General features: G+C 63.4%; 13 protein-coding genes. 7 read left to right on the forward strand and 6 right to left on the reverse strand.

The features are described from left to right. Nucleotides 1-121 precede the first annotated feature (121 nt). Complete coding sequence (kdgT, locus tag BWP39_RS19750) at nucleotides 122-1,168, reverse strand: 2-keto-3-deoxygluconate transporter (protein ID WP_096723264.1); 1,047 nt, start codon at nucleotides 1,166-1,168, stop codon at nucleotides 122-124. Nucleotides 1,169-1,492: 324 nt separating this feature from the next. Between kdgT and kduI the strand changes: the two genes are divergently transcribed. The 4 genes from kduI (at nucleotide 1,493) to BWP39_RS19770 (ending at nucleotide 4,713) form a co-directional block, all read left to right on the forward strand. Continuing rightward, entirely contained in the window at nucleotides 1,493-2,329 is an 837-nt protein-coding gene (gene kduI / locus BWP39_RS19755; RefSeq protein WP_096723266.1) for a 5-dehydro-4-deoxy-D-glucuronate isomerase, read from the forward strand. After that, nucleotides 2,304-3,113 (forward strand): 2-dehydro-3-deoxy-D-gluconate 5-dehydrogenase KduD, encoded by an 810-nt coding sequence (gene kduD, locus BWP39_RS19760; protein WP_096723268.1) that lies wholly within the window; start codon nucleotides 2,304-2,306, stop codon nucleotides 3,111-3,113. Before kduI ends, kduD begins: the two co-directional genes overlap by 26 nt. A gap of 80 nt (nucleotides 3,114-3,193) precedes the next feature. Beyond that, nucleotides 3,194-4,069, forward strand: a complete 876-nt coding sequence (kdgR, locus tag BWP39_RS19765; RefSeq protein WP_096723270.1) for a DNA-binding transcriptional regulator KdgR — start codon at nucleotides 3,194-3,196, stop codon at nucleotides 4,067-4,069. A 227-nt stretch (nucleotides 4,070-4,296) separates the two neighbouring features. Then, nucleotides 4,297-4,713: a response regulator gene (locus tag BWP39_RS19770; protein WP_096723272.1), complete on the forward strand. Its 417-nt coding sequence runs from the start codon at nucleotides 4,297-4,299 to the stop codon at nucleotides 4,711-4,713. 20 nt (nucleotides 4,714-4,733) lie between these two features. Here BWP39_RS19770 and BWP39_RS19775 read toward each other — a convergent pair whose 3' ends face one another. The 3 genes from BWP39_RS19775 to BWP39_RS19785 are packed head-to-tail and all read right to left on the reverse strand — an operon-like array spanning nucleotide 4,734 to nucleotide 6,602. Next, nucleotides 4,734-5,294, reverse strand: coding sequence for a Fur family transcriptional regulator (locus BWP39_RS19775; RefSeq protein ID WP_096726045.1), 561 nt, complete (start codon nucleotides 5,292-5,294; stop codon nucleotides 4,734-4,736). Nucleotides 5,295-5,329: 35 nt separating this feature from the next. Beyond that, a complete protein-coding gene (locus BWP39_RS19780; protein ID WP_096723274.1) occupies nucleotides 5,330-5,956 on the reverse strand; it encodes a glutathione S-transferase N-terminal domain-containing protein in 627 nt (208 codons plus the stop codon). A 19-nt stretch (nucleotides 5,957-5,975) separates the two neighbouring features. Beyond that, nucleotides 5,976-6,602: a glutathione S-transferase family protein gene (locus tag BWP39_RS19785; protein WP_096723277.1), complete on the reverse strand. Its 627-nt coding sequence runs from the start codon at nucleotides 6,600-6,602 to the stop codon at nucleotides 5,976-5,978. A 225-nt stretch (nucleotides 6,603-6,827) separates the two neighbouring features. Between BWP39_RS19785 and BWP39_RS19790 the strand changes: the two genes are divergently transcribed. After that, nucleotides 6,828-8,483, forward strand: a complete 1,656-nt coding sequence (locus tag BWP39_RS19790) for an ATP-binding domain-containing protein (RefSeq protein WP_096723279.1) — start codon at nucleotides 6,828-6,830, stop codon at nucleotides 8,481-8,483. 31 nt (nucleotides 8,484-8,514) lie between these two features. Here the strand turns inward: BWP39_RS19790 and BWP39_RS19795 are convergent, their stop codons facing one another. Then, a complete protein-coding gene (locus tag BWP39_RS19795; RefSeq protein ID WP_096723281.1) occupies nucleotides 8,515-9,474 on the reverse strand; it encodes a phosphoribosyltransferase in 960 nt (319 codons plus the stop codon). Nucleotides 9,475-9,713: 239 nt separating this feature from the next. On the opposite strand from BWP39_RS19795, the gene BWP39_RS19800 reads away from it, so the two are divergent. Together BWP39_RS19800 and BWP39_RS19805 are read left to right on the forward strand one after the other, a co-directional pair. Next, nucleotides 9,714-10,214, forward strand: coding sequence for a molybdopterin-dependent oxidoreductase (locus tag BWP39_RS19800; protein ID WP_096723283.1), 501 nt, complete (start codon nucleotides 9,714-9,716; stop codon nucleotides 10,212-10,214). Further along, nucleotides 10,184-12,040, forward strand: coding sequence for an ATP-binding response regulator (locus tag BWP39_RS19805; RefSeq protein ID WP_096723285.1), 1,857 nt, complete (start codon nucleotides 10,184-10,186; stop codon nucleotides 12,038-12,040). Before BWP39_RS19800 ends, BWP39_RS19805 begins: the two co-directional genes overlap by 31 nt. On the opposite strand, the gene BWP39_RS19810 is transcribed toward BWP39_RS19805, so the two are convergent. Then, complete coding sequence (locus BWP39_RS19810; protein ID WP_096723287.1) at nucleotides 12,027-12,881, reverse strand: helix-turn-helix domain-containing protein; 855 nt, start codon at nucleotides 12,879-12,881, stop codon at nucleotides 12,027-12,029. The genes BWP39_RS19805 and BWP39_RS19810 overlap by 14 nt on opposite strands. Nucleotides 12,882-13,072: the final 191 nt, after the last annotated feature.

Consider the following 13,072-nt stretch of genomic DNA (forward strand, 5'->3'; position numbering starts at 1 on the left):
GGGTCCGGCAGACGGAAGAACGCAGCGCACCGTCGCGGAATCCGCCCGCGGCAGCGGGCGGAGCGAGCGCTCATGATAGCGCCGCAACAGGGCGCCGGCATCGGTTGCCGGTGCAGCGCGATCAGTGCGCGTTCGAACGCGCTTCGAGCGGACCGTCCAGTCCTGTATCGAGCGCAGCGCCGCCGCCGGACAATGCCGCCGCCGCGCGATGCTTCGGCGACAGCGTGCCCCAGCGGCGCGACCACAGCGAGGTGAGGATCGGCGTAAGCAGCGCGGTGATCACCACCGAGGTCGCCACGAGCGCCGTCGCCGCAGGCGCAACCGCGGCATAGCGCGGCTCGATCCCCGCGATGATCTGCGGCACCGCCACCGCAGCACCGGCCGTCGACGACGCGCCAATCCCGGCGGTGCCGTTGCCCTTCGCGAGAAAGATATCGGCGAGCACGAGCGTGGTCCCGGTGACGAGGATCACGCTGATGCCGATCAACACGCCGAGCAGACCCGTGTTCAGGATCACGGCAAAGTCGAGATTGTTGCCGAGCGCGAACGCGAAGAACGGCACCATCACCGGCACGGCCTGGCTGAAGAACTGCCGCAACTCGCGATCGAGATTACCGAGCGCGAAGCCGATCAGGAACGGCAGCAACGCACCGAACAGCGTTGCATACGGAAAACTCGCGAGCCCCGCAATGCCGAGCGTGACCATCGTCATGAACGGCCCCGATTCGAGCGACATCAGACAGAACGCGCCCGCTTCTTCTTTCGTGCCGTATTGCTGCATCAGCGCCATGTAGAGGCCGCCGTTGGTCTCGTTCATTACGCAGATCACGGTGAGCGCCGACAGGCCCGTGAGGAAGCCCGACGTGATGCCGCCGGGCGGTAGGAAGTGCGATGCAATCACACCGCCGAGCGCCGCCGTCGCGACTTTCGTTAGCACCAGCACGCCACTCTTGCGCAGCACGACCGGTGTCGCCTTCAGGCTGATGCTGGCACCCATGCAGAAGAACCAGACCGCGAGGATCGGCAGGGTGCCGGTGATCAGCGCATTCGTGAACGAGCCGAGGGTTTTGCCAGCATGCGGCGCAAATGTGTGCACGCATGCGCCGAGCAGCAGCGGAACCAGCATCAGGCCGCCCGGAATGCGGTCGATGGACCTCTTGATGTTCATGCGGATTGCTCCTCCACGGGCCTGCGCCCGATCGGTTTGTCTCTTGGTGGTGTGGTTGCAGGGCGTCTGGCACGCGCTTCTGCGAGCGCGCGGCGGTCAACGCCTGGATCGCAATTTAGCACCGACATGGAACGGCGTTTCGAGTTTTAAGATCATCGTTTACACCTACGTAAACCGAATGAAGTTACCGTGTAATGAGGTGTGGAACAGCTTCAATCACAAAATCCGGACCGTCGTTCCGAAATTGAACAATTTATGTTTTAATGCGCCGCATGGATGGCCGCACGCCCCCGGCGGCCGCGATCCTTCATCACGGAGACAACCATGGACGTCCGGCAAAGCATCCACAGCGAGCATGCCCGCACGCTCGATACCGCGGGACTGCGCAAACAGTTTCTCGTCGAAAGCGTATTCGAAGAAAACGCGCTGAAACTGACGTATAGCCATATCGACCGGATCATCGTCGGCGGAGCGCTGCCGGTCACGCGGCCCGTCGAGATCTCGGCGTCGCTCGGCAAGGCGATCGGCGTCAACTATCTGCTCGAGCGGCGCGAACTGGGCGCGATCAACATTGGCGGGGCGGGCTGGATCGAAGTGGACGGCAAGCGCCACGAAGTCGGCAACGAAGAGGCGCTGTATATCGGCCAGGGCACGCAATCGGTGACGTTCGGCAGCGTCGATGCTGCGCGGCCCGCGCGGTTTTATCTGAACTGCGCACCGGCGCACACCGCTTATCCGACGCGCCGCATCACGCTGGCCGAAGCATCGCCAGAAACGCTCGGCGATCCGAAAACCAGCAACCGCCGCACCATCTACAAGTTCATCGTGCCCGAGGTGCTGCAGACCTGTCAGCTCTCGATGGGCATGACGAAGCTCGAAGAAGGCAACCTGTGGAACACGATGCCGTGCCACACGCACGAGCGCCGCATGGAGGTCTACTTTTACTTCAACCTCGCCGACGATGCGGCGGTCTTCCACATGATGGGCGAGCCGCACGAAACGCGGCACATCCTCGTGCATAACGAGCAGGCGGTGATTTCGCCGAGCTGGTCGATTCATTCGGGTGTCGGTACGCGGGCCTATACGTTTATCTGGGGCATGGTCGGCGAAAACCTCGTGTTCAAGGACATGGATCATGTCGCCGTCGCCGATCTGCGCTGAGCGCTCCGTGGCCACCGCGCCCGCGTCCGCTCGTCTGTTCGATCTGACCGGCAAGGTGGCGCTCGTCACCGGCAGCAATACTGGGCTCGGCGCGGGTATGGCGCAGGCGCTCGCGGCGGCCGGTTGCGATATCGTCGGTGTGCATCACAGCGGGCCGGGCGAGACGCCAGGCATCGTGCGCGATCTCGGTCGCCGCTGTATCGATGTGCAGGCGAATCTCGCGACGCTCGAACCGGTCGAGCGCATCGTGCAGGAAGCCGTCGCGGCCTTCGGCAAGATCGACATACTCGTGAACAACGCCGGGACGATCCGCCGTAACGATGCGCTCGATTTCACCGAAGCGGACTGGGACGCAGTGATCGACGTGAATCTGAAAGCGGTGTTCTTTCTTTCGCAGGCAGTCGCGCGTCAGTTCGTCGCGCAGCAAAGCGGCGGCAAGATCATCAACATCGCGTCGATGCTGTCGTTTCAGGGCGGCATTCGTGTGCCGTCGTATACGGCTGCGAAAAGCGGCGTACTCGGGCTCACGCGGTTGCTCGCCAACGAATGGGCCGCGCGCGGCATCAACGTCAACGCGATCGCGCCGGGCTACATGGCGACGCGCAACACCGAACCGTTGCGCGACGACGTGCGACGCAACGACGAGATCGTGTCGCGCATTCCAGCAGAACGCTGGGGCACACCGGACGACCTCGCGGGACCGGTCGTGTTTCTCGCTTCTGCAGCGTCGGATTATGTGCACGGGCACACGCTCGCGGTGGACGGCGGATGGCTCGCGCGCTGAACGACACCCGGCGTTATGCCGGGCCGAAATTAATCGCGTTATGCTGACGGCCTGAAGTCGGGCACGAACGGATAGTGACTATGCGAGATGCAGCAAGAGTGGCAGCAAGGAAGACGAAAGCGGACGACATTGCGCTCGCCGATTCCGCCGATCTGATCGCGGACGGCGGCGGGGCGGAGCGTGTCGAATCGGTGGCGGCGGTCAACAAGGTTTTCGCGATTCTGCAGGCCCTCGGCGAAAACAATCAGATCGGCATCAGCGAGCTGTCGCAGCGGCTCGTGATGTCGAAGAGCACCGTGCACCGTTTCCTGCAGACGCTGAAAGCACTCGGCTATGTCGCCCAGGAAGAAGATACCGACCGCTATCGTCTAACGATCAAATTGTTTGAACTTGGCGCGAAATCATTACAAAGCGTCGATCTCGTGCGCGAAGCCGATGTGCAGATGCGGCATATTTCGCGGCTCACGCGCGAGGCCGTGCATCTAGGCGCTTTCGATGAAAACAGCATCGTCTATATCCACAAGATCGATGCCGATTACGACCTGCGCATGCAGTCGCGCATCGGCCGCCGCAATCCGCTCTACAGCACCGCGATCGGCAAGGTGCTGCTGGCATGGATGACGCCGGAGGAGGCACGCCACGTGCTATCTACCATCGAGTTCCGCAAATCGACGCAGAAAACGCTCGGTTCCGCGGATGCCGTGCTGAGCATTCTGCCGCGCGTACGCGAGCAGGGGTACGGCGAAGACAACGAAGAGCAGGAAGAAGGGCTGCAATGCATTGCCGTGCCGGTATTTGACCGTTTTGGCCATGTCATTGCAGGTTTGTCGGTGTCGTTTCCGAGCATGCGCTGTGGCGCCGATACAAAAGCGCACTACGTCGCGTTACTGAAAGAGGCCGGTCGTGCGATTTCGGTGCAACTTGGCTATGCGGAAGCGGTGGCGGACAACGGATAGGCCTTTGTGGGCGCTGACCGCAGAAGACGGCGCCGACGTGGCGCCGTTTTTCATTTGAGTGCCTTGTTGGCCGTCTAGTCTGCGCGGCGTGCCACAATTGCAACTTGGCGCGCGCAAGCAGGTCCGATTGACAGACGCGACAGATGCACCGCCAGCAGTGGAGATGCGATGCGCATGCCTTACCGGTTCTTAACGGCTTTACAGCAACAACGCAATAAACACGCAAAATGAACGCAGTCTTGAGACTCGATCAGGCAACCATCGTCCTGGTAGAAGACGACCCGCATAGCCGGGCGTCGTTGACCCTGTTGCTCGAATCGGAAGGTGCACGCGTCGTGGCGGTAGCGGACGCGGAAGAGGGTGTCGAAGCGGCTGTACGCGAATTGCCCGATGCGGTGATCTGCGACCTCGACCTGCCCACCATGGACGGTTTCTATCTGATCCAGCGGCTACGCGATCACGAGATTCGCGGCGATCATGCGCCGTCGGTCGCTGTGGCGCTCACCGGTCACACCGACGACAGCTACCGGTTGCGAAGTATCGGTGAAGGCTTCCAGCATTTCATGATGAAGCCGGCGCAGCCTGACGAACTCGTTACGCTGCTGCACGATGCGATCGATGCGCGTGCGGCGGGGATGCACTGAGCCAGCGCTTATCTGCCCGGCTATCTACCTGCAGCGCCCGCAACCTTCTCGGAATGCTGCGCGGCTTCGCACGCAGCGCATAGACCCTTCAATTCGATTTCTTCGCTGGCAAGCCGATAACCGGCGTCTTCGATCTGTGCGACGAGTGCCTGGCGCAGCTTCGGCTGATGCAGTTCGGTGACATCGCCGCATTGCTGGCAAACCACCAGAATGCCGTGCTGGCATTGCGTCAGATCGTGGCAGACGGTGAATGCATTGATCGATTCGATGCGGTGGACGAGCCCCGCGGAAAGCAGGAAATCGAGCGCCCGATAAACGGTGGGTGGCGCGGAGCCTGGATGGATCTGGCGCATGTCGTCGAGTAACGAATACGCCTTGGTGGCGCGGCCCGATTCCAGCAACAACTCGAGCACCTTGCGACGAAGCGGCGTCAGTTTTTCGCCGCGTTCGCGGCAATATTCGTCCGCGAGTGCGAGCGCGCTTTCCTGCGAGCCGCCATGTGTATGGGCGCGATCGTCGCGATGGTCGTGGAGTGGGGCAACCGGCTTTCTGGCTGCCGCGGTGGGCTTGGCGTTCTTCATCGCGTGATTATAAGCGGCATCGCGTGCGGCCGCCGTCACTCGAACTGGACTGCGAAACCGCGCTGTACACCGGGCCGCGCGAATAGCGTCTCGTACCAGCGCTGCACATGCGGGAAATCGGCGAGATCGACCAGATGGCGTTCGTGGCGCCAGGCCCAGCCGAGAATCGCGAAGTCGGCCACCGATAATTCCCCCGCAACGAATTCCACCTGCGCAAGGCGCCGGTCGAGCACGCCATAGAGCCGCCGCGTTTCCTCCGAATAGCGTTGTAACCCATAGCGCCGGTCGGTTTCCGATTCGAGCGCGGCGAAATGATGAACCTGTCCCGGGATCGGACCGAAGCCACCCATCTGCCACATCAGCCATTCGAGCACCGGCACGCGTTCGCGCAGCGGTTTTGGCAGGAACTGGCCGGTTTTCTCGCCGAGATAGAGCAGCACCGCACCCGATTCGAATACGCTGATCGGTTGCCCGTCGGGGCCGTCCGTGTCGACGATCGCGGGGATCTTGTTGTTCGGGCTGATACGCAGGAACTCCGGCTCGAACTGATCGCCGCGACCGATGTTCACGGACTTGATCGTGTAAGGCAGCCCCATTTCTTCGAGCGCAACCGTGACCTTGCGGCCATTCGGCGTGCCCCATGCGTGTAGCGTGATCGTCATATGGTTGCGTCGGCGTGGGTCAGGTCAAGGGAAGGTCGACGTACTTCTTGAAGCCAGTGCGCGTGCCGAGGCGCGAGTACCAGCGCTCGAGATTCGGCAGCAGCGGGCGCTCGACACCGTCGAGGCCGAACCAGCGCTTCGCATACGAACCCAGCACGATGTCGGCGAGCGTGCAGTGTTCGCCTTCGATAAAGAAGCGCCCCTGCAGATGCGTATCGAGCAGCTTCCACAGCGCGCCGACGCCCAGCAGATCGGCGGCGAGTTTTGTTGTATCGCGCTCAGCAGCCGGTGTGCGCACGAGCGCCCAGAACACCGGGCGTTCGGCCGGTTGCAGCGTGGACAGCGACCAGTCGAGCCAGCGGTCCACACTCGCGCGTGCCCGCGGTTCGGCCGGATACAGAAAGCTCGATGGCGCGTACTGCATCACCAGGTAGCGCAGGATCGAGTTGGATTCCCACAGCACGAAGTCGCCGTCGACGAGCGTCGGCACGCGGCCCGTGGGGTTCATCGAGAGGTAATCGGGTTCGTTGTTGCGGCCGTATTGCAGGCCGGCGTCGATGCGTTCGTACGGCAGTGCGAGTTCGTCGCAGCACCACAAGAGCTTCTGGACATTCACCGAGTTGGCGCGTCCCCAGAGTGTGATCATCCGGTCTATCTCCGTTCCAGTATTTGGCAAGCCGCGCATCGGGCGCGGCGTTCAGTCGCTAACGATACACGATGACGGGGCGTCGCATTGGGCGATGAAAAAATCGCCGCTGTGTGAAGGGTTCACACGCGGGTTCACCCGTACTGCAAGCGTGCCATCAGCACAGCCGCGCCACGTAACGCACGTTGCGTACAATGTGCGCACCCGAACGTGATGAGGCACAGCATGGCCCGTATTGTTCCCGACGACTGGATGCATCTCGCCGCCACCGGCGCCGCCGCACGCGAGCGCGAAACGCTCGCGTTGTTTGCGGATGCATTACCCGCCGATTACACCGTCTATCACGGCGTGCACTGGACGCGGCTCAACGAAGGCTTCTCGGTGTTCGGCGAAGCGGACTTCGTGATCGTCAGTCCGGCGGGGCGCACGATGATCGTCGAGCAGCGCACGGGTTTTCTGCGCGAAACGCCGAAGGGGCTCGTCAAGGTGCATCTGCAGACCGAGCGCAATGTCGCGATCGGGCTGGCGCGGACGATCGAAGGGTTGCATCGGCGGTTTACTGCGGCGTTCGGTGCGGGCACCTATTTCATCGAAGAGCTGCTGTATTGCCCCGATCATGTCGTGAAAGATGCGGCGATCGCCGGCGTGAATCCGGCGCGTATCGTCGATGCGACGCGCAAGGACCGGCTCGTGTCGGTCATTCTCGACGCGCTGCCCGCCGATGAACCTCGCTTGCCATGCGCCGCGAAACTCCATCATTTTCTTGCCGACGAACTCGCACTCACCCCCGACGCGAGCGCACTGGTCGGCCAGGCCGGCACGCTGGTCACGCGCCTGGCGGGTGGACTTGCCACGTGGGCGCGCCGCCTCGAATTCGCGCCGTTCCGCTTGCGCGTGATCGGCACGGCTGGCTCGGGCAAGACGCAGCTCGCGGTGCAGGTGATGAAGGATGCCGTCGCGCGCGGGCAGCGACCGCTGTATGTGTGTTTCAACCGGCCGCTGGCCGATCACATCGCGCGCGTGGCGCCGCCGGAAGCGAAGGTCGCAAACTACCACCAGCTATGCGACTGGATTGCACGCGATGCGGGTCGCACGCCCGATTTCCAGGCCACGGACATCTTCCGGCAACTCGAAGCGACGTTCGCGCAGACACCGATCGATGCGCGCTGGCAATACGACGTGCTGATCGTCGACGAAGGCCAGGATTTCCAGCAACCGTGGGTGAGCGCGCTCGAACGGCTGCTCGCGCCGGGCGCCGCATGGTGGTGGCTCGAAGACCCGCTGCAGAACCTCTACATGCGACCGCCCGTCGAGTTACCGGGCTGGACCGTGCTGAAGGAGACGACGAACTACCGCAGCCCGCGCGACATTCTCGACTACGTGCGCGACATCGTCGGTGCGTCGGTGCCGTTCGCCGCGACACTGGCGTCGGGCAGTCCGTTCGATGGCTCGAACGTGTCGGTGTCGACTTACGATGACGCGAACGCCACCGAAGGCTGCATCGAGGCGACCAAGCGTGCGATCACCCAGGCGCTGGCACTCGGGTTTCGTCGCCAGGACATCGCTGTGTTGTCGTTTCGTGGTCGAGAAGGCTCGGCATTGACGGAACTCGACCAGCTCGGGCCGCACCGGCTGCGTAGCTTTACCGGCAAGTACGATCTGTTCGGTAGCCCCGAGTATCGCGAAGGCGACGTGCTGCTCGAATCGATCTACCGCTTCAAGGGGCAGTCCGCGCCATGCGTGATTCTCACCGAGGTCGATTTCGACGTGTTCGACGAGCGCATTGCGCGCAAGCTGTTTGTCGGCGCAACGCGCGCGACGATGAAGCTGATCGTGGTCGCGTCGCAGCGGGCGGCGGCGCATCTGCGCGCCGAGGCGTGACGCTTTTTCAGCCTGCTTGTCGGCCCGCTTTTCAACCCCACTGCGACGCGCTGGCGAGCGTCCCAGTGCGCGTGGTCGCATCCCACCACACCACGCGCAACAACGGCGCCTGGCGCGCGATCAGCAGCGCCTGCGCAGGATCGCTTTCGATGAAATGCGTCACGCCGCAGCGCAGTGCCGCTGCGGCTTTGTGCGCGGCGGTGCCGGCCGGGCTGCCATCGTGTGTGTCGGGCGCGCGCATCACTAGTTCGAGGTGGCCGAAACCGTGCCGATCGAGCCACGCAACCGTGCGCTCGCGGTCGAAGACCGGCCGTCCTGTGACGATCGCGTGAATCCGCGTCCGGTCGATGCCCGGCAGTGCTTCGTAAGGCGACAGCGCGTCGCGCTCGTTCAGTGCGGCCGCGAGGTCCGCTTCGTAATGGGCCGGCGGTACGTCGGGCAGCAGGATGCCATCCAGATCGATGGCGTAGGTTGCGTGCTGCTGATTGTCGCTGGCGGGATCGCTGGGATCGATGTCGGGCTCGTCGTCGGTACCGAGCCAGTCGTCGCGATGACGTTCCGACGACACGAGGCGTTCCCACGGAAACAGTGAGAAGTAGCCCACCGCATCGAGCCCGTAGTCGGGGCGGATGCGGCTTTCTTCATCGAAGGTACCGGTCAGCGTCTTCACGACGAGGCCGTGCTGTTCGAGAAATGCAATGCAGTCGATCAACGTGAAGCCGCGGCCCGCGATGTCTTCGCACAGCAGCACCTTCGAGCCGTGCGGCGGCACCGGCAGCGTCGAATCCCATGTTACGTGGCGCGAGCGCCGGTCGCAGCGCAGAAACGCGACGGGTATCCCGGCGACATGCGACGCCATCAGGGCAAGCGGCGCGCCGCCGCGCAGGATGCCGATCGCGGCCGTGAATTTTTCCGCTGCCAGTTCGGGCTGCAGCGATTCGATCCAGTGATCGAGCTGTTCGTACGTCAGAGGAAGGACGGGTCGGTTCATGAGTCACAGGGCGTGAGGCTGAAGCGCGCCGCCGACGGCGGGGCCGCGTTTTTGAGAGGATTCGGATTGACGATATTATGCCTACGGTTCGGCGGATCTGCGCCGGCCTGCCGGAATCGGGCCGCGAACCCAGGCGCGGGGGTGCCGCATCAGGCCGGACGGCCGCTCGCCACATTCGGGCGCAACGATGCGATACCGGCGTATACAGCCATATCGATGTGACAAAAGGGGTGGTTTTGATGCGCAACAGAAAAAGCGGCTGGCGGGCACTCTGGATCGTCTTCGCGTTCGCGGTGTGGACGTCCGCGCAGGCTGCGCCGCTGTCACTCGACGTGAGCGGCAAGATCAGCAACACCAACGACCCGACGCACAAGGTGTTCCATTTCACCGAAGCCGCGCTGCTGGCGCTGCCTGTGCATTCGATTGCGACCACGACCACGTGGACGCCGAAGTCGACCTTCACGGGCCCGCTGCTCAGCGACATCCTGAAGGCCGTTGGCGCAACCGGGACGCAGATCGAGGTTCATTCGTACGATGACTATGCGTACACGATCCCGGTGTCCGATGCCGCGCACTATGGCGTCGTCGTCGCGTATGCGATGAACGGCACGCGCCTGAAGATCAGCGACTACGGCCCGCTGTTTCTGGTTTATCCGCGTGACGCGTTCCCCTCGGAACTGATGAACGTTTCCGCAGACTCGAAGTTCATATGGCAGATCAAGTCGTTCATCATCAAATAATCCGGCGTCCGCTGCGACGTCCGCTCTACATCATCGTCTGGCTCGCGGCGCTCGCAGCGCCGGTCGCGGCGGTCGGCTATCTGCTGTACGCGAACCTGCTCAACCCGCGTGTCACGCAGCAGCTCACCGCCACCTACGACAGCTTCTACTGGGACGCGGCGCAGTTGCAGATCGCCTATGGGCGGCTCGAGAACCAGTTGTTGCTCTACAAGGCCGGGGTCGACAGCGACTACACGAAGATACAGTTGCGCCTGCAGGTCGTGCAGTCGAAGGTCGGCGTGGTGACCGTTTCGACGCGCATGCTGGGCAGCCAGAAAGCGCTTGCACAGAGACAGCAGGGCGAACTCGACAGCCTCAATGCCTTGCTCACCTCCATCGAGCCCGATGTCGACGCACTGCAACGTGATCCGGCTCGCGTGGCGCAGATCATCGCCGTGCTGCGCGCGCACTGGACGGAGGTGAACGACCTCGCGCTGAGCCGGCGCTTCGCCGACATCGCGGATCGCGAGGCGCTCAATCGCGACTTCATCGAGAAGCGTCGTTTGCTGTTTGTGGCGGGCCTCGTGCTGATGTTGCTGTCGACGGCCTCGACAGCGCTGCTGGTGTTGAACGGCCGGCGGCGCACGAACCTGATCCGGCAGCAGGACGCGGCGCTCGAAGCCGAGCACCAGGCAAGCCGCGCGGCACGCGAAGCGAGTCTCGCGAAAGACACCTTCCTCGGCATGATCAGCCACGAGCTGCGCACGCCGTTGCATGCGATCGTCTCGTCGGTTGAGCTGCTCGGCTTCAATTTTCATTCGGACGGCGACAGCAAGATCATCCGGCGGCTCGAAACGGCGGCGCGCCATCTCGAAGCGCAGATGAAGGACCTGACCGACTACGCGCGGCTCGGCGCCGGCAAGCTCGAATTGCGGCACGAACATTTCGATCCGCGTGAACTGCTGGCGTCGATCGTCGACGAGCATCATGTGGCGGCGTTAGCGAAACAACTGAGGCTCGATGGCGATGCACAGGGCGTGGCAGCGCGCGTCGATTCGGACCCGCACCGCATCCGGCAGATCGTCAACAACCTCGTCACGAACGCGATCCGCTACACCGAGAAGGGCGCGGTGAACGTGCGCTTCGCACTCGATGCAGCGCACGCGCCCGCCGTCCTGTCGATCACGGTTCGCGACACCGGCCCGGGCGTGCCGCACGCGCAGATTCCACTGATCTTCAAGGAATTCACGCAGCTCGATTCATCGCGCTCGCGCCGCTACGAAGGCGCGGGTATGGGGCTCGCGATCGTGCAGGGGCTGGTCGATCTGTTCGGTGGTCAGCTGGAGATCGAAAGCCGGTTGGGCGAAGGCACGACGTTCACGATCTCGATCCCGGTCGCGCTGGTGGAACTGGCCGCGCCGCCGCAGACTGTAGTACCCGCACCGGATGACGGCGCACGGCCGCGCGTGCTGATCGTCGACGACAACGAACTGGTGCGCGAGTCGCTGCGCGAGATGATCGAACACATGGGCTGCGATGCGGCCGCGCTGGGCAGTGCGGACGAGGCGATCGGGTGGCTCGACACCCACCACTGCGACGTCGTGCTGCTCGATCTGCACATGCCGGGCCGCGACGGTTACGCGTTCATCGAAGAGTTTACGGCGCGCAGCGGGCCGGCCGCGGGCGCGCCGGTGATCGTGGTCAGCGCGTATGCGCCCGAGCAACCGTCGGACGAAACCACCGCGTTCTTCGATTGTCTGGCTAAGCCAGTGCACTACGAAGTGTTGCGCGAAGCGGTGCAGCGTGCGCTGACGACGCGCATGCGGCCCGATGTCATGCGCGGTTGAGCCGCTTCGACAGATCGGCGACCAGAATCGCCATACGTGCGGGTTTCTCGTAGCAGGCGACGTCGTAGGTGCGGATCACCGCGCTGATTTCCGATTCGCTCGCCTTGCCGGTCAGCAGTTCGCCGGTCAGCACGAGAATCGGCGCGTCGGGGTTTTCGGAGCCACGTACCGCGCGGATCGCGGCAGCGGATGTCTGGCTGCCGAACAGCCAGTCGATCACGATGCCGTCGAATACCTGGGTCTGCAACGCTTCGGCGAATGCGGTGAGGCCGTAGAGGGCGAGCGCGGCGAAACCGCTGCGTTCGAGATAATCGCGCAGGTTGTCGGCGGATGAGTGATCGTCGTCGACGACGGCGATGAGCGGCTTGTCGGTTTCCGCGCGGCGCGGATAGATCTCAATCTTATGGACTTCGTAGGCGTTCTGATAAAGCGCGCCGTCGTGCCGGACCACGCGCCACTGGCCGAGTTTCGAATAGGCGACGAATTCAGGCCGGCTGCCCGGCTCGAGCGCCGCGCCGACCCATGCGGTACAGGACATGTCGATTGCGCCGACCGAGAACACCGCTTCCTGCGCGATCGCGCCGACCATGCCGGGGTCGAGCGTCTGCGCGCCGAACAGTTGCGCAGCCGGTTCGCCGAACACCTCGGCCACTTTCTTGATCTGCGAGAGCGTCCACGGGCTGTTACCGCGCAGTTTGCGGTGCCCCTGCGAGAAGCTCAGATCGAGAATCCGGCATAGCTCGGTGGTCTGCTGACGCTTACCGATGCCGTGCCGGCTCATCAGCTCGCGGACGCGTTCGGCGACCGCGAGGGAGTCGGGTGAAGTTGCTTCGTTGGCCATGCTGCGAAAAATGCCCGCCGATGTAAATTGGATAGCCGATGAGCCGTTCGAGACGGCGCGATGCAATACCCGGGACGCCTGGCCGGTGCCCCTGGGGACAGCAAATGTACCGCAAAAAAATGCCCCGTTGCTGCTTTTATGCGAAGCGCGGCGCCGGGAGCCGACCTTGGATAGACGTTGTGCACGGGCGT

Source organism: Paraburkholderia acidicola (assembly GCF_002362315.1).
GTDB lineage: Bacteria > Pseudomonadota > Gammaproteobacteria > Burkholderiales > Burkholderiaceae > Paraburkholderia > Paraburkholderia acidicola.

Bases quoted from the DNA above. Each gene is read 5' to 3' on its own strand.
- kdgT (WP_096723264.1), bottom strand. From the start codon at position 1,168: ATGAACATCAAGAGGTCCATCGACCGCATTCCGGGCGGCCTGATGCTG.
- kduI (WP_096723266.1), top strand. From the start codon at position 1,493: ATGGACGTCCGGCAAAGCATCCACAGCGAGCATGCCCGCACGCTCGAT.
- kduD (WP_096723268.1), top strand. From the start codon at position 2,304: ATGTCGCCGTCGCCGATCTGCGCTGAGCGCTCCGTGGCCACCGCGCCC.
- kdgR (WP_096723270.1), top strand. From the start codon at position 3,194: ATGCGAGATGCAGCAAGAGTGGCAGCAAGGAAGACGAAAGCGGACGAC.
- BWP39_RS19770 (WP_096723272.1), top strand. From the start codon at position 4,297: ATGAACGCAGTCTTGAGACTCGATCAGGCAACCATCGTCCTGGTAGAA.
- BWP39_RS19775 (WP_096726045.1), bottom strand. From the start codon at position 5,294: ATGAAGAACGCCAAGCCCACCGCGGCAGCCAGAAAGCCGGTTGCCCCA.
- BWP39_RS19780 (WP_096723274.1), bottom strand. From the start codon at position 5,956: ATGACGATCACGCTACACGCATGGGGCACGCCGAATGGCCGCAAGGTC.
- BWP39_RS19785 (WP_096723277.1), bottom strand. From the start codon at position 6,602: ATGATCACACTCTGGGGACGCGCCAACTCGGTGAATGTCCAGAAGCTC.
- BWP39_RS19790 (WP_096723279.1), top strand. From the start codon at position 6,828: ATGGCCCGTATTGTTCCCGACGACTGGATGCATCTCGCCGCCACCGGC.
- BWP39_RS19795 (WP_096723281.1), bottom strand. From the start codon at position 9,474: ATGAACCGACCCGTCCTTCCTCTGACGTACGAACAGCTCGATCACTGG.
- BWP39_RS19800 (WP_096723283.1), top strand. From the start codon at position 9,714: ATGCGCAACAGAAAAAGCGGCTGGCGGGCACTCTGGATCGTCTTCGCG.
- BWP39_RS19805 (WP_096723285.1), top strand. From the start codon at position 10,184: ATGGCAGATCAAGTCGTTCATCATCAAATAATCCGGCGTCCGCTGCGA.
- BWP39_RS19810 (WP_096723287.1), bottom strand. From the start codon at position 12,881: ATGGCCAACGAAGCAACTTCACCCGACTCCCTCGCGGTCGCCGAACGC.